Here is a 17,191-nt window from a genome sequence, read left to right on the forward strand (position 1 = left end):
AAATATCTAAATATCAGTGTTATTTTATTGAACCCCTTACTTACCAACATGTTTCGATCTTTAGATTTTGAATTTCTTCTAAAAATAATGTTGCTGGTTGTCTATAGTCTAAAATTTTACGCGGCAAAAGATTAACTTTTTCAGTAGCCAGTTGTATGAACTGCTTTGAGTAGTGACAGATAGGCGTTCCTTTCGGAACAAATTGCCGTAATAAACCATTATGTCTTTCGTTTGTTCCTCGTTCCCAAGATGAATAAGGGTGAGCAAAGTAGATATCAGTCATTTGTTGCAGAGTATCATCAAGTGAGCTAAATTCACTGCCATTATCAGCAATAATCGATTGAAATATGCTACTAAATCGGGCTCTTCCAAACTCATATTTTAACTGTTTAATAGCGTAACTAACAGACTCTTCAGTATGATCATCTAGAACAACAGTAATCATGTAGCGAGTTTTTCTTTCAACAAGTGTAAGTAGAGCATTATCATCTTTAGATTTTGAACCAATGACACTGTCTATTTCCCAATGACCAAACTCTTGTCTAGAATCAATTTTGCTAGGTCGTTCATCAATTGATTTTCCAAGAGCTTTTTTATGCTGACGACTTCTTTTCTTTTTAGGTGATAGTCTAACTTTCATCTTGAGGTGATGATTTCTGACTGGTAAAAAACCTTTATCAATATAGTTATAAAGTGTCTTAGTAGAAACAATAGGTTTATCCCAAGTCCCTAAAGACTTGATAAAGCCAACAATTGCATCTGGTGACCAATTAAAGTCTATCATTTGTTTACAAGCATAATTAATAAAATCAACAGCACTAACTAGCTTAGATTTCGAACCACAGTGTTTCCTGTTTTCTATGTATTTAGCTTGCCCCGTATCAGCAAAATAGAGTTGTTTAGGTTTCTTATTTTCTTTGATTTGCGTGGTCGTTCCTCGTTTAAGCTCATTACTTATTGTTTGATGGTGTCGGCCTAATCGTCTACCAATTTCTCTATTAGAGTCTCCCATATTATGCCAAACTTCAATAAGCTGCCTTTCCTTTAAGGAAAGATGTTTATAACTAGATGTCTTTGTGTTATTCTTAATTTTCACCATGATAAAAATTCCTTTCGTTGTTGGGTAGTTACTTCAATGATACACGAATTTTTACCATGGTGTTTTTTTATTATTTTAGAGTGGCTAACTTGATTTTACAACTAAGCCATTAAAAAGAGTATCTTATGGCTTCAAATCTTTTAGTAATATGAGGATAAGAATTTTTATGATAAACGGCCTTGTCACAATTGAATAACTAAAAAAGATGATGAATTTGAGAAAATTCTCAAATTCATCATCTTCAATATTTGTCTCATCAGTCCGATTTGACAAAGAGCCCGTTTTTTTTTATGTTTTCCTTACTTACTTAAAACAGTCACACATTCAATATGTGTTGTCTGTGGAAACATATCTACAGGTGAGACTACACTTGCAGTGTAACCATGTTCTGCATATAATTTCATGTCTCGTGCTAAAGTACTTGGGTCACAAGAGATATAGATAATTTTTTCTGGATTTAATTCAACAGATTCTGTAATAAATTCTTCTGTTAATCCTTTTCTTGGTGGATCAACAACAATAACATTAAATTTAACTTTTTCTTCTGTCCATTGTTTTAATACGATATCAGCATGACCTACTTCAAAGATAGCATTGTCTACTTTGTTTAATTTTGCATTTCGTTTAGCATCATCAATAGCTTCTGGCACAACATCCACACCATAAACAGTATCTACTTTATCAGCTAGACTTAAACCAATTGTTCCAATACCACAATAAGCATCTAACACGACATCTGTTTTTTTAAGATTAGCTAATTCAATGGCTTTTTCATAGATTTTTTCTGCTTGAACCGTATTGATTTGATAGAATGATTGAGCTGATATACGATATATTTTACCTAGTAATTCATCAGTGATATATTCTCTACCATATAAAACGTAAATTGTATCACCAATAACTTTATTTGTTGCCTTAGGTTGTACATTTTGTAAGACAGAAACGACATCAGGGAACTCATTTTTTAAGTTTTCTACAATATCTTGTAAGTAGAAAATTTTCTTCTTACGTGTTACAAACATTACCATCACTTCACCTGAATAATGCCCACGTCTGATCACAATATTTTTTAAGTGACCAGTATTTTGTTTTTCATCGTAAGGTTTAATATTAAATTCATTTAATTGAGCTTTTAAGAATAATAAAATCTCATCAATTCGCTCATCTTGAATTAAATAGTCTTCCACAACAATTAGATCATGACTATTTTTTCTAAAGAAACCTAACTCTACATCGCCACCCATCATTCGAACTGGAATTTGAGCTTTATTGCGGTAATGAGTTGGATCTGTCATACCGATAGTTGGTGTCACTTCAATATTATCAAAACCACCAATTCTCTTCATAGCTTGTTCCACTTGTTGTTGCTTAAATTCTAATTGACGACTATATTTTATATGATGAAGTGGAGCAATTCCTGTACGGATTAAGTTTTTTTCAACTGATTCAACGCGGTCTTCACTTTTTTCTTCCCAAGATGTAATCTTAGCAAAAGCAAATTTTTTCATCACTTTTAAGATATGAATTTGTACACGCTCGCCTGGAATCCCCTCTTCAATAAAAATTGGAAACCCATCAACTTTGGCTACACCTCGTCCGTCATAAGTTAAATCAACAATCGTAACCGTCATACGTTCATTCTTTTTCACTGGTACATCTCTAAGTTCTTTTTTCATAGTAGCCTCTTTCTTTTTTTAAGCAATCTTTCCATCACCATCTAAATCTTCATTTGTTAATTTCTCAACTTGTTTAATAAATTCTTCTTCTTCTTTTGACACAGCTGATTCTGGAATATCATCAAGATTAGCAAACATTTCGATATGCTGTTTATAATTAGTAAACTGCATAGGAGCATCCCCACCATATTCACCATCTAAATTAATCATCATTCTAAAATCATCATTTATCGTTTCAGCATACAGACTTGACGTTTTCGTGTAAATAACACGAGAATCATTAACGTGTTTACCCCCATTTATCATAAGAGTAATCAAATGCATAATTTCTATCACATTGGCTGTCTTAATAATAATTAAAGAAAATTTTCCATCATCTAGCCTTGCATCAGGTGAAATTTGTTCAAAACCACCAATAGAATTAGTCAATCCTAAGAAAAACATAGATGCTTTACCATCAAAAACTCCATCATCATAAGTCAATTTCATATTAATTGGTTTCACACGAGGTAACATTTCTGCACCCTTAGCTAAGTAAGCTAGATAGCCAAAGACACTCTTTAAATGAGAAGGGACTTCATACGTCAACTCTGTTAGGTAACCACCTGCTGCGATATTCATAAAATAAGTATTGCCAGCTTTACCAATATCTGATTTAATTGTTTGATTTTTTAAGATTACCTCTGCTGCTTTAACTACGTTATCTCTTGGAATATGTAACGCTCTTGCAAAATCATTAGTTGTCCCACCTGGAATAATCGCTAATTTTGGACGATTTTCTAAAGGGGCGATACCATTAATCACTTCATTAATCGTACCATCACCACCTGCTGCAATAATTAAATCAAAACCAGCCATAGCAGCCCTTGTTGCCTCATGTTTAGCAGAGAAATCTTCAGGTGTTGTCGCATAAGCGCTTGTTTCATAACCTGCTTTTTCAATGACCATCAAAATTTCTGCTAAATTTTTCTTCAATGTTTCTTTTCCAGAAGTTGGATTATATATCAGTCTTGCTCTCATAAAATGACTCCTTGTCTGACCCTATTAACGCTTTCCTAGTTCTTCCACTAATAACTTATTCACAACACCAGGATTTGCTTTACCTTTTGTTGCTTTCATAATTTGACCTACTAAGAAACCTACAGCACGGTCTTTTCCATTTTTAAAATCTTCAATTGATTGCTCATTTTGATCTAGTATATCATTAATTATTGGTAATAACTGTGCTGGGTCAGATAATTGAACTAAACCTTTTGCTTCAACGACTTCTTTAGCATTACCACCATTTTCAATTAATTCTTTAAACACTTTTTTAGCAATTTTTGAGCTGATAGTGCCATCTTCAATTAAATTAATCATTCCTGCTAAATTATCAGGTGTTAATTTTGTTTCATTTAGTTCTAATTTTTCGCTATTTAGATAAGCTGATACTTCACCCATTAGCCAGTTTGATGCTTGCTTAGGATCTGCTCCTTCTTTAACTGTATTATCAAAGAAATCTGACATATCACTTGATAAAGTTAGAACCATAGCATCATATTCTGGTAATCCAAGTTCTGACACATAACGCACACGTCTTGCTGCAGGAAGCTCTGGAATAGATTGTCTGATCGCTTCAATCCATTCGTCAGATACTTCAATTTTTGGAAGATCTGGCTCTGGGAAGTAGCGGTAGTCACTTGCACCTTCTTTAACACGCATTAAAATCGTTTGTTTTGTTGCTTCATCATAGCGACGTGTTTCTTGTTGAATAATACCACCTGACATTAATACTTTAGCTTGACGTTTTTCTTCAAAGATTAATCCTTGTTTAACATAATTAAGTGAGTTTAAGTTTTTAAGCTCAGCTTTTGTACCAAACTTTTCCTGTCCGTAAGGTCTTAGAGAAATATTTGCATCACATCTCATTGACCCTTCTTCCATTTTGACATCACTCACACCAGTAAATTGAATAATCGATCTAATGGCCTCAAGGTAAGCATAAGCTTCTTCTGGTGATCTCATGTCTGCTTCTGAAACAATTTCAATCAACGGTGTTCCTTGACGGTTCAAATCAACATACGAATAACCATCTGTTCCATGGATATTTTTACCAGCATCTTCTTCTAAATGAACACGTTCAATACGAATTTTTTTCTTTTTACCTTCAACTTCAATTTCTACCCAACCATCATAACCAATTGGCTCATCATCTTGAGAAATTTGATAGGCTTTTGGATTATCTGGGTAAAAATAATTTTTACGATCAAAATGAGAGTGACGATTAATTTTACAATTTAGAGCTAGTGCTGCACGCATCCCATATTCTACAGCCCCCATATTTAATAGCGGTAAAACACCTGGCATACTAAAATCAATCACATTTGTGTTTGTATTTGGCTCAGCACCAAAATGGGCAGCTGATGTTGAGAAAATTTTTGATTCTGTTTTTAATTCCACATGGATCTCAAGTCCAATGACTGTTTCAAAGTTCATTATGCTCTACCTCCTAAAATCACTGGTTGTTTCTTATGAAAATCTGTTGCTTGTTCAAAGGCAAAAGCTGCTTGATACATCTTTTCTTCTTCAAAATGATTTCCAATTAGTTGAATACCAATTGGCATCCCTTCTGAGAAGCCGCCTGGTAAACTCATTCCTGGAAGTCCAGCTAAGTTAACTGGAATAGTTAGAATATCACGCATATAAGCTGTCACTGGATTATCTACTGATGATTCAAAATCAAAAGCAACTGTTGGTGATACTGGTCCTAAAAGTAAATCGTAGTTATTAAAGACTTCTTTAAAGTCATTCATAATTAACGTACGAACTTGTCCAGCTTTTTTAAAGTAAGCGTCATAATAGCCTGAGCTTAGTGAGAAAGTACCTAACATAATACGACGCTTAACTTCCTCTCCAAAACCTTCAGAACGAGAATTAATGTAAACATCTTCTAAGTTTGATACATTCTCAGAACGATACCCATAACGAATACCATCAAAACGTTGTAAGTTAGATGACGCTTCTGATGAAGCAATAATATAATAAACTTCTACACCATATTTTGAATGTGGTAGACTGACTTCTTCAACAATAGCTCCTAATTTTTCAAACGTTTTAATCGCATCTTTTACTGCATTTTTTGTATCTTCATGAACACCCTCACCCATATATTCTTTTGGAACACCTATACGCATTCCTTTAATATCTTGACCGATTAAAGATGTAAAATCTGGTGTTAAACGACGAGAACTCGTGCTATCTTTTGGATCATGACCTGCAATTGCATTTAAAACTAAAGCATTATCTTCTACAGTACGAGTAATTGGTCCAATTTGATCTAAACTTGATGAGAAGGCAATTAATCCGTAGCGAGAAATTCGTCCATAAGTTGGTTTAACCCCTACAACCCCGTTAAATGCTGCTGGTTGTCTAATACTACCACCAGTATCTGATCCAAGAGCAGCAGGGACTTGTCCAGCTGCTACACTAGCTGCTGAGCCACCAGAGGAGCCACCAGGAACTTTATCTTGGTTCCATGCATTTTTAGTTTTCTTAAAATATGATGTTTCTGTTGCTGAGCCCATAGCAAACTCATCTAAGTTAAGTTTGCCAAGAGAAATAAAGCCTGATTCCTCTAATTTTTCCACTGAAGTAGCAGAATAAATTGGATCAAAATTATAAAGCATTTTACTAGCTGCTGTCGTTAAAACACCTTTTGTAACAATGTTATCTTTAATTCCGATTGGTACACCAGCAAGTGGTTTACTAGCATCACGTCCAGCTTCATCAATTGCTTTAGCTTCTTGTAGAGCTTTATCCTCTGTTAAGGTGATAAATGCTTCTATTTTAGGTTCTGTTTTATCAATTTGTTCAAATGAACTCTTCACCACTTCTTCTGAAGATACTTCACCTGAATTTAATAACTCACTTAATTCTTTAACTGATAATTGATATAATTCTGACATTACGCGCCTGCCTCCCCGTTATCCATAATTGCTGGAACTTTAATATAACCACTTTCTGACTCATGAACATTTTTAAGTAATTCCGCGCGGTCTTCTCCAGCAATACTTTTATCTGATCTAAAAATATTAACCTCTTCTGTGACGTTAGATGTAAAAGGGACACCTGTTGTATCAACTTTTTCTAAATTTTCCATCATATCAATAATTTTTCCTAGTTGGTTAGTCATATTGTCTAACTCAGTATCTGAAAAAGATAACTTTGACAAAGCTGCAACACGTTGTACTTCTTCTTTTGAAATCGCCATTTTCTTAACTCCTCTTTTATCATTTATATCATTTATTTAATTGTCTTTTGACTCATTAAATGCTTCAACCATCTCTTCTTCGCTCCAAACAGTAATACCTAACTCCAGAGCTTTTTCTAATTTACTACCTGCCTCTTCTCCGGCAACAACAATATCAGTTTTCTTAGAAACACTACCTGTTACTTTAGCACCTAATGATTCCATTTTTTCTTTAGCTTCACGGCGATTATAAGTGAATAATTTACCTGTTAAAACAACCGTTTTACCATTAAAAATAGAGTCTACTTGCAAAGTATCAGCCAAGTTTAATCCAAGGTAATCCATATTAACCCCTGCACTAATTAAGGAGTTAATCAATTCTGTTGCTCCTGGTACTAAAAAGTACTTATGGATACTATCAACAATCACCGGTCCAATAGAATCAATTTGATTAATGGACTCTTTTGAGGCACTCATAATATTTGTCATCGTCTTAAATTCTTCAGCAATTAATTTAGCAGCCTTCGCTCCGACATGCTGAATACCTAGACCAAATAACAACTTCTCCAACGAATTCGTTTTACTGGCATTAATTGCTGTTAAAATATTATTGGCTGATTTTTCTTTGATTTTATCCAATTGGAGTAAATCAGACTCTGTTAAATAGTATAAATCAGAAACCTGTTTTATGAAACCTTTATCGTAAAGTTGTTCTAAAACTTTCGGTCCCAAACCATCGATATTCATGGCATTACGAGACACAAAGTGATTGAGTCCTTCTTTGATTTGTGCAGGACATAAGGGGTTCATGCAACGAATAGCCACTTCTGATTCAATTTTCTCTAAGACTGAATCACAAACTGGACAATGAGTTGGCTCTGGATATGCTCTAGAGTCTTTTGGACGCTTATCTAGTACAACTCTTGTTACCTCTGGAATAATATCCCCTGCTTTATGAACCATAACAGTATCCAACAAACGAATATCCTTTTCTTTAATCAAATCATAGTTATGCAAACTAGCTCTAGCAACACTTGTACCAGCTAATTGAACAGAGTCCATAATAGCTGTTGGTGTCACGACACCAGTTCTTCCTACCGTCCATTCAATATCACGAATCACTGTTTCAGCTTCTTCAGCTGGAAATTTATAAGCAATAGCCCATTTTGGTGCCTTCACTGTAAAACCTAATTCTTCTTGGGCACTAAACTCATTGACTTTTATCACAATCCCATCAATTTCATAATCAAGAGAGTGACGCTTATCACGAAACTCTTCAATATATGCCCAAACTTCATCAATGTTTTGACATAGTTGTCTTCTATGATTTGTTTTAAATCCATGATTATCTAAAAAATCAAGGGCTTGAGCTTGACTAGTTAAACCAAATTGCTCAGGGTTTGCAATCGTATAAATAAAGGTACTTAATTGTCTTTTAGCTGTTACTTTAGAGTCTAATTGTCGTAAACTACCAGCTGCGGCATTTCTTGGATTAGCAAAAACAGCTTCACCTTCTAAATCTCTTCTTTCATTTAATGAAGCAAAAGATGCTTTTGGCATAAAACACTCCCCGCGGACATCAATAGTTAAATCAGCTTCTAGGGATAAAGGAATAGAGTAAACGGTTCTTAAATTTTGAGTAATATCCTCACCAATTACGCCGTCTCCTCTAGTAGCTCCAGTTACTAATTGACTATTTACGTAGGATAAATTGATTGCTAAACCATCAATTTTAAGTTCTACCATGTAACTAATAGCTTGATTTGTTCCTTTTTTAACTCTAGCATCAAACTCTCTTAACTCAGCCTCATTAAAAGCATTACCTAGACTCATCATAGGGGTTTTATGTTCAATTTTTTTAAATCCATCAAGCAATTTACCACCGACACGTTGGGTGATAGAATCTGTTGTAATTAATTCTGGGTAAACTGTTTCTAAGTCTTGTAACTCACGGTACAATTTATCATAATCGCTATCTGATACTAAAGGCGTATCTAAAACATAGTAAGCATGAGCCCACTTATTTAATTTTTTTCTTATCTCTTTAATTTGTGCCTCTGGCTTTACTTTTTCCAAAATTAATCTCCCCCTTTATCTAGTCTACCTTTGTAATAGGAGCAAATGCTGCCAAAAGTCTTTTAACACCTTGAGCAGGAAAGGCTACGTCTAGTTCTAAATCTTTAGCATTTCCACTGACTTTAACAACCGTTCCTATTCCCCAAGCTTTATGTTCGACCTTATCTCCTGCTTGCCACATTGATTTTTCCCCGCCAGTTTGTTGTTTACTTGAGATAACTGTTGTTTCTGGTTGATGGTAGGCAGGTTTTCTTGTACTTGTTCCGACTGGTCTTTGGCTGGCAACTTTTTTAGCTCCTCCAACTTTTTCAATCACAGTCTCATCAATTTCTTCTAAAAATCTAGATGGCCTATTATACTGGGTGCGTCCGTAAAGCATACGACTTGATGAATTAGTTAAAAATAATTGTTTTTCAGCTCGGGTAATTCCCACATAAGCTAAGCGTCTTTCTTCTTCTAACTCATCTTGCTCTAGAATAGCTCGTGATAATGGAAAAATAGTTTCTTCCATTCCAACTAAAAAGACATAAGGAAACTCTAATCCTTTAGCTGCATGAAGTGTCATCAAAGTAACTTGTGAACTTTCCTCTTCCAGAGGATCTATATCTGATACAAGGGCTAAGTCATTTAAGAATAGAGCTAACTTATCCTCATCACTAACACCTTCATCTTCATAATCACCATTTTCATAGCGCTTATCAAATTCTTTTGTCACTGTTAAAAATTCATCTAAATTTTCTAATCTTGTTTGAGCTTCTAGTGAATTTTGATTAATTAGATCTTGTCTATAACCACTCTTGTCTAGTGTTTCTTCCACTAATTCGGTAATAGTTAAAAATGGAATCATCTTGCGTAAATTTATGATTAAATTTGAGAAGTCACTTAATTCTTTACGCGCTTTTCCTGTAATTGGGGTCAAATCAATATCCATTGAGGCTTGTAGAAGAGACCAATCATGAAACGTGGCAAATTCTCGTAATTTTTCAATCGTACCAGGACCAATACCACGCTTTGGTACATTGACTACACGAGTAAAGCTTAGAGAATCCATTTCATTAGATAGAACATTTAGATACCCTAAAATATCTTTAATTTCTTTACGGTCATAGAACTTATGTCCACCAACCATCTTATAGGGAATGTTTGATTTCAAAAAAGCATCCTCTACAATACGACTCATCGCATTTGTTCTATATAAAATACAAAAATCGCCATATGAAGCTGATTCTTCACGTTTTAATTCCTGAATGTTAGAGACAATAAACTGTACCTCTTCTCTATCACTACCAGCACCAAAATGTATAATCTTTTCACCATGAGCATTATCAGTCCATAAATTCTTATCCTTACGATTATCATTACGTGTAATGACACTATTAGCAGCTTTTAAAATATTTTTAGTTGAACGGTAATTTTGCTCAAGCAAAATAGTGTTAGCATCAGGGTAATCTTTTTCAAAATCTAAAATATTTTGCATATCAGCCCCGCGCCAGCCATAAATACTCTGATCAGCATCTCCTACAACACACAAATTGTTGAAACGTTTAGCTAGTAAATTAACTAAGGTATACTGGGCATGGTTAGTATCTTGATACTCATCTACGTGAATGTACTGGAACTTATTTTGATAATAAGATAGTGTTTCAGGACTCTCTTCAAATAAACGAATCGTTAACATAATTAGATCATCAAAATCCATTGCTTGGTTATGACGTAATTCTTTTTGGTATTTATTATAAACCCTAGCTACAATAGTTTCGAAATATCCAGTATATCTGGCTTCGTACTTTTCAGGAGTTAATAACTCATTTTTGGCATTACTAATTTGTGCTAAAATACTTCTTGGATCATGTTTTTTAGGATCAATATTTTCTTCTTTCAAAATACGCTTAATCAGTGTCTGTTGGTCGCCAGCATCAATAATAGTAAAATTTCTATTGTAACCAATCAAATCTGAATCACGTCTTAGCATACGTACACACATAGAGTGAAATGTAGATACCCACACACTCTCCCCGTCAATTCCAAGAAGAGCTATGATTCTCTCCTTCATCTCTTTTGCTGCTTTATTAGTAAATGTTATAGCTAAAATATTCCAAGGATTAACTTCTTTCTCATCAATTAAAAAAGCAACACGGCGAGTTAACACGCTTGTTTTCCCGCTACCGGCACCTGCCATAATTAGCAAAGGTCCTTGTGTTGTTTTGACTGCTTCTTGTTGCTTGTTATTTAAACCAGCTAACAATTTATTTTCATTAGACATATACCACGAACATCCTTTCTGTTCAAATCCTTTTCTATTATAGCAAAAATCTTTGTAAATATCCCTTAAAAGCTAAAGTTTTTCATCCTTAATACGTTTTTTAACTAACTTAGCTTCTCTTATTATTGTAAACAAATTTGTCCCTTTAACAAAGAGTATTATTTCTCTACAAGAAAAAGAGATCAACTTTTCAGTCAATCTCTTTTCCTCTTTTTTACATGGTAGGGGCGAAATTTTCACCTAGGTACTTTTCACCCCCGTTATTTTTTAAATTTGATTATTTTGTAAGCGGTACATATCGTAATATAATCCTTCTTTTTGAATTAACTCATCATGTGTCCCTCGCTCAACAATATGTCCTTTTTCAAGAACTAAGATAAGGTTGGCATCCTTAATAGTAGATAGACGGTGAGCAATCGCTATTGTCGTTCTACCTTGACGCATCTTAGCTAAGCCTTCTTGAATTAAACTCTCCGTTTCAGTATCAATATTTGCTGTAGCTTCATCTAATACTAAAATTTTTGGATCAGTCACGATGGTTCTAGCAAAAGAGATTAGCTGTCTTTGACCACTAGAAAAACTCGTTCCCCCTTCTGATACAAGGGCATGATATTTCTTAGGTAGTTGTTCTATAAACTTATCTGCTTGAACAAACTGAGCAGCTTTTATAACTTGTTCATCCGTAATAGATGTATTGAGCAAACGTATGTTACTAGCAATATCTCCGTAAAACATAAACGCATCTTGTAAAACAAGACCCATTTTTTCTCTTAATTCTTCCATAGGGTAGTCTTTAATATTGACATCATCAATTAGAATCTCACCATCATAAAATTCATAAAAACGCATTAACACATTAATAATTGAACTTTTACCACTTCCTGTGTGTCCTACCAGAGCTACTGTCTCACCAGGCATAGCAGTGAAACTGATATGGTTTAGCACATTATGTTTACCATCATAAGAAAAACTCACATCACGAAACTCGATTTTGGCATTTGTAATCGTTGCATCTGCACCTGGATGTTGCTCAGGTGCTAGTTCATCATTATCTAAAATCGAGATAATACGACTTCCTGCAACTAATCCGTCCTGAAACGTACTTAAAAAATCCATCATTTGAGTCATTGGATTAAAGAACTGTTGAACATAAGAAATAAAAGCATAAATCATCCCAACTTCAACAAGAGAGTTAAATGATTTAAAACCAAAGAAGGCTAAAATCATGGCAGTAGCTAAAGCAAAAAGCAAATTAATAATAGGTGCTAAAAGAAGGGAATTAGTTCTAATCATGGCATATTTTGTTTGTAAATAATCATCATTACTTGCTTCAAATTCTTCCTCTAAGCGATCTTCTTGCCTAAAATATTGTACGATCTGCATGCCAGAAATTGATTCGTTAAGCTTCGTATTTAACTCACTTAACCTCTCACGCATACTACGGTAAATTCTAGAACTAAACTTTTGATAATACCAAATAATAACAAGTAAAATCGGGAAAAATACTAAGCAGGTTAACATTAATTGGACATTAATCATAGCCATTGCAATAAATGATGCTGTTATACCAAAAAGTGCTGATAAAACCATTAAAAAGACTAACCAAAATTCAAATAAAGTCTCTGTATCATTTGTCACCCTAGAAACGATAGATCCAGCTGGTGTCTGATCAAAATAACGCATCCCCATAGTTTCTAATTTTGAAAACAATTTAACTCTGACAGATTGATACGTGTTTAAAGATCCTCTGTAGTACAAAATCCATTGACCAAACCAAACGACAGCTTTAAATAAAATCCCAAGACCATATAGTCCAGCAAAATATAAAATGACTTTCATAGTTGTAGAAGCATCAGTCAAATGATCATCCATAAATATTTGTAAAATTTTAGGGAGAGTGATATTCACTAAAGCAAGTAAAACAGCAAAAATAAGAGAGCCAACAAAATACTTACGAAATGGTTTAGCAAAGGTCAATAAACGTTTAATAATATTCTTTTGCTCACTAGAGGTAAAAGACTTTGACCAAGCTGATTGATTTTCCTCCATTAGCGTTCCCCTCCTTCAATTTTATCTTCTAATTGCTGGTGATCATACATTTTCTTGTACCAACCATTAAGTGCTATCAACTCATCATGAGTGCCTCGCTCAATAATCTTACCTTCATCTACGACGATAATTTCTTTAGCATGCTTCACACTACTCAATCTATGAGTACTAATAATAGTTGTTTTATTTTGTCTTGTTTCTTTTAAATTATTTAGAATTTCTTCTTCTGTTTTAGCATCAATAGCTGATAAGGCATCATCTAAAATTAGTAATTCTGGTTCAACTAATAAGGCCCTAGCAATTGATAACCTTTGTTTTTGCCCACCAGATAAAGATACTCCCCTCTCACCAACCATGGTGTCATACCCCTCAGAAAACCCTAAAATATCCTCATTAACGGCAGCTTGCTTTGCAATTTTTTCTACTAACTCTTGATTAGCTTGTGGACGACCAAAACGAATATTATCTCTTACAGTCATTGAGAATAGAAAATGATCTTGGGGAACATAACCAATAGAATGAAGAAGAGCATCTAATGTGTAATGTTGAATTTTTTCATTACCAAAAGTAATCTCGCCCTCATAATCATCATATTCTCTCATAAGTAATTTAAGTAATGTCGTTTTCCCTGCCCCTGTTTTACCAACAATACCTAAAGTCTCACCTTCATAAACAGTAAAATCAATATCTTTCAAAGCAGGTTTTTCATCACCTGGATAAATAAACTCATTAATTTTGTAATGCAGATTACCTTTGGCAGGTGTGTTAATTCCTGTTTTCATTTCAACAATATGAGATGATTCACTAAGTAGAGTATCCACCCTATCATAACTAGCATTACCACGCTGTAAAATATTAAAAAAGCGACCGATAGCAAACATTGGCCAAACTAACATACCAATATAATTAAAAAATGAAATCAACTGCCCGATAGTAATTGCCCCTGTTTTAACTAGGTAACCACCTAGAGTGATGGAGATCATGTAGCTCATTCCAATGATTAAAGTAATCAGTGGATCAAATAAGGCATCTAAAAAGTTAACTCGGTTATTTTTTTCGATAGAATAATTAACTTTCTTCTTAAAATCTTGGATATCTTCTTTTTCTTGTCCAAAAGTTTTAATCACCTTAATCCCAGTGATACTTTCTTGAGTTTTATCATTTAATTGTGAAAAAGCATCTTGAGACTGTTTAAATGCCACATGTAATTTACCTCCTAACTTACTTGATAACACAGCTAGTAAGGGAAAAGGTAGTAAGGCTAAGAGAGTTAGCCTCCAATCAATAAAAATAATCATAGCCACTATAGTAATTGCCCCAGTAATAAAGGCATCTGCAAAAGTTAAAATGCCACCACCTGCTACATTTTGAATGGCATTTAAATCATTTGTGGCATGAGCCATTAAGTCTCCAGTTCGGTACTTTTGATAAAAGTTTTGATCCATAATAGTAAAGTGGTGAAATAAACGGCGACGCATTACTTTTTCAAGCCTAGCTGCCCCACCCCAAATATGAGTTCGCCAAATATATCTTAATAGGTACACTACTAAAGCTGATACTACAAGTATGCCAACTAATACTAATAATTTATGTGTTGTTAGTGTCTTTTCATCAATGGCATCTACAACTAAACCAATAATTCTTGGTGGAACTAATTGAATAATAGCTACTAAAATTAAAGCACCAACCCCAATGATATATGTTTTTTTTTCAGTTTTAAAAAACCAAGCTAGTTTTCTAAATACGCTCAAATCTCTCACGTCCTTTTTAAAAAGATAAAATAAAAAAACAGGCGCGTTAAAAAAACGCACCCGTTTGCTATGTTTTAAGTTACCACAAAATATTATTTTTTAGCTTTTTTATTATTTTGTGCTTTCATGTTTTGCATCATTTGACGAACTTTCTTTTCTGATGGTTTTTGTCCCATCTGTGCCAGCATCATACGTAACATATCCTCATTAACGGGAGGATTTTTTGCTAATTGATCTTCAAATGTCTTTTTGGCTAAAAAGAAGCCACCTACTGCACCTAAAATTAAGGCAATAATAATAAATAAAATAGCTAATCCTGTACTCATCTAAATAATTCTCCTTCTTATCGTTTCATTTCATTCACGTCTTTTTATTGTACTAGAAAACGATTATAAAAGGAAGGGGATTTCTTATTTTTTACTGATTATTTTGAATCTCTTCTAGTAAATTAGGATTAAAAGTTTGAGATTTCAACATAGCAATTTCATGTTTATATGGAGCCTTAGCACTTTTTTTATCCTCACCTACAAAAGGTGTTTCTAATATCTTAGGAATGTCCTTCAATTTCTCATGATGAACCACACCATTTAAAGCATCAAAGCCGATAGTACCAAAACCAATATTAGCATGGCGGTCCTTATGGGAGCCTTGTGGATTTTTAGAATCATTGACATGAACAACTTTCAAACGATCTAGACCGATGATTCTATCAAATTCTTCTAAGACACCATCAAAATCTTCACGAACATTATAACCCGCATCATTAATGTGACAAGTATCAAGTGTTACAGATAATTTGTCATTATACTTCACACCATCAATAATTCTGGCTAACTCTTCAAAATTTCGGCCAATCTCTGTCCCTTTACCTGCCATAGTTTCTAACGCGATTTGAGGTACTTGATCTGCAGTTAGTACTTCATTTAACCCTTTGATAATTTGAGCGATACCAGCATCAGCTCCTGCCCCAACATGAGCACCTGGATGCATCGTAATTTGAGTGGCTCCAATCGCTTGAACCCTTTCAATTTCTTGCCTTAAAAATTCAGTGGCAAATCCAAAGTTTTGTGGTTTTGTCGTGTTTCCTAAGTTGATAATATAAGGAGCATGAACGACAATTTTTTCTATATCAAAATCATTAGCTAACATGAATTCTTTGGCAGCATCAATGTTCAACTCTTCAATTGGCTTTCTTCTTGTATTTTGAGGTGCTCCTGTGTAAATCATAAATGTTGATGCCCCGTGATCATTAGCTTGTTTAGCTGACCCAAGTAACATGTCTTTTCCACTCATACTAACGTGTGACCCTAATAACATAATTTAACCCCTTTTCTAAAAACTCACTCAAATAATTGTATCGTTTTTTAATGACCGAAACAAGATAATTGCTTAGCGATTATAAGTCATCTCAAATCGTTTTGAGTAGGTAGATAAAGAGTAACAAACAACAAAATAACAAACTGTCATCATAAAAAACATCGCTAGTACAGTATTTGGTTTTTGTGCGTAAATAATCTTTGTATTGTGAGTTAATTCTGGTAAGGAAATTACCACTGCTAAAGATGTATCACGTATTAAAGAAACAAACTGACTAACTAATGGTGGTACCATTAGTTTAATGCCTTGAGGCAACATAATATATCTCATACTTTGAATCATCGTAAGCCCTGTTGATCTGCCAGCTTCTAATTGTCCTTTAGGTACTGCCTCGATACCCCCACGAATAATCTCTGAAATCATAGCTGATTCAAAAACAGTTAAAGCTATCACAGCTGACCAGAAGATACTAAACTGAATCCCAATTTGTGGCAGGGCAAAATAAGTAAAGAAGATAATTAAAAGTAAAGGCAGATTTCTAATAATATCCACAATAAAACCAACAATACCTGATAAAAAAGGGACCCTCATATACCTAATAACCCCTAGTGTACCACCAATCACAAAACTAAAAATAATAGATAAAGTAGCAACTTCAAGAGTCACAACAAGTCCATCTAAAATAAATAAAATATTAGACCAAGTAAATGCTTCAACAAATCCCATTCGTTT

13 protein-coding genes are annotated in these 17,191 nt (G+C 34.0%); all 13 read right to left on the bottom strand.

The genetic code is table 11. The annotated features are described in order from the left end of the window. Positions 1 to 40: 40 nt before the first annotated feature. A complete protein-coding gene (locus VSF34_RS05890; protein ID WP_326716431.1) occupies positions 41 to 1,099 on the bottom strand; it encodes an IS30 family transposase in 1,059 nt (352 codons plus the stop codon). A gap of 299 nt (positions 1,100 to 1,398) precedes the next feature. After that, on the bottom strand, positions 1,399 to 2,775 hold the full coding sequence (gene rlmD / locus VSF34_RS05895; RefSeq protein WP_326716432.1) for a 23S rRNA (uracil(1939)-C(5))-methyltransferase RlmD: 1,377 nt from the start codon (positions 2,773 to 2,775) through the stop codon (positions 1,399 to 1,401). 18 nt (positions 2,776 to 2,793) lie between these two features. Then, positions 2,794 to 3,795 carry a diacylglycerol kinase gene (locus VSF34_RS05900; RefSeq protein ID WP_326716433.1) on the bottom strand — a complete coding sequence of 334 codons (1,002 nt, stop codon included), beginning with the start codon at positions 3,793 to 3,795 and terminating at the stop codon, positions 2,794 to 2,796. A gap of 24 nt (positions 3,796 to 3,819) precedes the next feature. Next, the gene (gene gatB, locus VSF34_RS05905; protein ID WP_326716434.1) at positions 3,820 to 5,250 is read right to left on the bottom strand and encodes an Asp-tRNA(Asn)/Glu-tRNA(Gln) amidotransferase subunit GatB; all 1,431 of its coding nucleotides are present in this window, start codon (positions 5,248 to 5,250) and stop codon (positions 3,820 to 3,822) included. Then, entirely contained in the window at positions 5,250 to 6,719 is a 1,470-nt protein-coding gene (gatA, locus tag VSF34_RS05910; protein ID WP_326716435.1) for an Asp-tRNA(Asn)/Glu-tRNA(Gln) amidotransferase subunit GatA, read from the bottom strand. Before gatA ends, gatB begins: the two co-directional genes overlap by 1 nt. Further along, complete coding sequence (gene gatC, locus VSF34_RS05915) at positions 6,719 to 7,024, bottom strand: Asp-tRNA(Asn)/Glu-tRNA(Gln) amidotransferase subunit GatC (protein WP_326716436.1); 306 nt, start codon at positions 7,022 to 7,024, stop codon at positions 6,719 to 6,721. Before gatC ends, gatA begins: the two co-directional genes overlap by 1 nt. 36 nt (positions 7,025 to 7,060) lie before the next feature. Then, the gene (gene ligA / locus VSF34_RS05920; protein ID WP_326716437.1) at positions 7,061 to 9,079 is read right to left on the bottom strand and encodes an NAD-dependent DNA ligase LigA; all 2,019 of its coding nucleotides are present in this window, start codon (positions 9,077 to 9,079) and stop codon (positions 7,061 to 7,063) included. A 19-nt stretch (positions 9,080 to 9,098) separates the two neighbouring features. After that, positions 9,099 to 11,342 (bottom strand): DNA helicase PcrA, encoded by a 2,244-nt coding sequence (gene pcrA, locus VSF34_RS05925; protein WP_326716438.1) that lies wholly within the window; start codon positions 11,340 to 11,342, stop codon positions 9,099 to 9,101. A 267-nt stretch (positions 11,343 to 11,609) separates the two neighbouring features. Beyond that, positions 11,610 to 13,391, bottom strand: a complete 1,782-nt coding sequence (locus VSF34_RS05930) for an ABC transporter ATP-binding protein (RefSeq protein WP_326716439.1) — start codon at positions 13,389 to 13,391, stop codon at positions 11,610 to 11,612. After that, positions 13,391 to 15,142 (bottom strand): ABC transporter ATP-binding protein, encoded by a 1,752-nt coding sequence (locus VSF34_RS05935; protein ID WP_326716440.1) that lies wholly within the window; start codon positions 15,140 to 15,142, stop codon positions 13,391 to 13,393. Before VSF34_RS05935 ends, VSF34_RS05930 begins: the two co-directional genes overlap by 1 nt. A gap of 92 nt (positions 15,143 to 15,234) precedes the next feature. Further along, positions 15,235 to 15,468: a YneF family protein gene (locus tag VSF34_RS05940; RefSeq protein WP_326716441.1), complete on the bottom strand. Its 234-nt coding sequence runs from the start codon at positions 15,466 to 15,468 to the stop codon at positions 15,235 to 15,237. Between the two features lie 91 nt (positions 15,469 to 15,559). Next, the gene (locus VSF34_RS05945; protein WP_326716442.1) at positions 15,560 to 16,459 is read right to left on the bottom strand and encodes a deoxyribonuclease IV; all 900 of its coding nucleotides are present in this window, start codon (positions 16,457 to 16,459) and stop codon (positions 15,560 to 15,562) included. Between the two features lie 72 nt (positions 16,460 to 16,531). Beyond that, a complete protein-coding gene (locus VSF34_RS05950; RefSeq protein WP_326716443.1) occupies positions 16,532 to 17,185 on the bottom strand; it encodes an amino acid ABC transporter permease in 654 nt (217 codons plus the stop codon). Positions 17,186 to 17,191: the final 6 nt, after the last annotated feature.

The sequence above is a fragment of the Vagococcus jeotgali genome (genome assembly GCF_035918315.1).
Lineage (GTDB): Bacteria > Bacillota > Bacilli > Lactobacillales > Vagococcaceae > Vagococcus > Vagococcus jeotgali.

What these genes read in the sequence shown, in the direction of transcription:
- VSF34_RS05890 (WP_326716431.1), bottom strand. Translation starts at nt 1,099, where the DNA reads ATGGTGAAAATTAAGAATAACACAAAGACATCTAGTTATAAACATCTT.
- rlmD (WP_326716432.1), bottom strand. Translation starts at nt 2,775, where the DNA reads ATGAAAAAAGAACTTAGAGATGTACCAGTGAAAAAGAATGAACGTATG.
- VSF34_RS05900 (WP_326716433.1), bottom strand. Translation starts at nt 3,795, where the DNA reads ATGAGAGCAAGACTGATATATAATCCAACTTCTGGAAAAGAAACATTG.
- gatB (WP_326716434.1), bottom strand. Translation starts at nt 5,250, where the DNA reads ATGAACTTTGAAACAGTCATTGGACTTGAGATCCATGTGGAATTAAAA.
- gatA (WP_326716435.1), bottom strand. Translation starts at nt 6,719, where the DNA reads ATGTCAGAATTATATCAATTATCAGTTAAAGAATTAAGTGAGTTATTA.
- gatC (WP_326716436.1), bottom strand. Translation starts at nt 7,024, where the DNA reads ATGGCGATTTCAAAAGAAGAAGTACAACGTGTTGCAGCTTTGTCAAAG.
- pcrA (WP_326716438.1), bottom strand. Translation starts at nt 11,342, where the DNA reads ATGTCTAATGAAAATAAATTGTTAGCTGGTTTAAATAACAAGCAACAA.
- VSF34_RS05930 (WP_326716439.1), bottom strand. Translation starts at nt 13,391, where the DNA reads ATGGAGGAAAATCAATCAGCTTGGTCAAAGTCTTTTACCTCTAGTGAG.
- VSF34_RS05940 (WP_326716441.1), bottom strand. Translation starts at nt 15,468, where the DNA reads ATGAGTACAGGATTAGCTATTTTATTTATTATTATTGCCTTAATTTTA.
- VSF34_RS05945 (WP_326716442.1), bottom strand. Translation starts at nt 16,459, where the DNA reads ATGTTATTAGGGTCACACGTTAGTATGAGTGGAAAAGACATGTTACTT.
- VSF34_RS05950 (WP_326716443.1), bottom strand. Translation starts at nt 17,185, where the DNA reads ATGGGATTTGTTGAAGCATTTACTTGGTCTAATATTTTATTTATTTTA.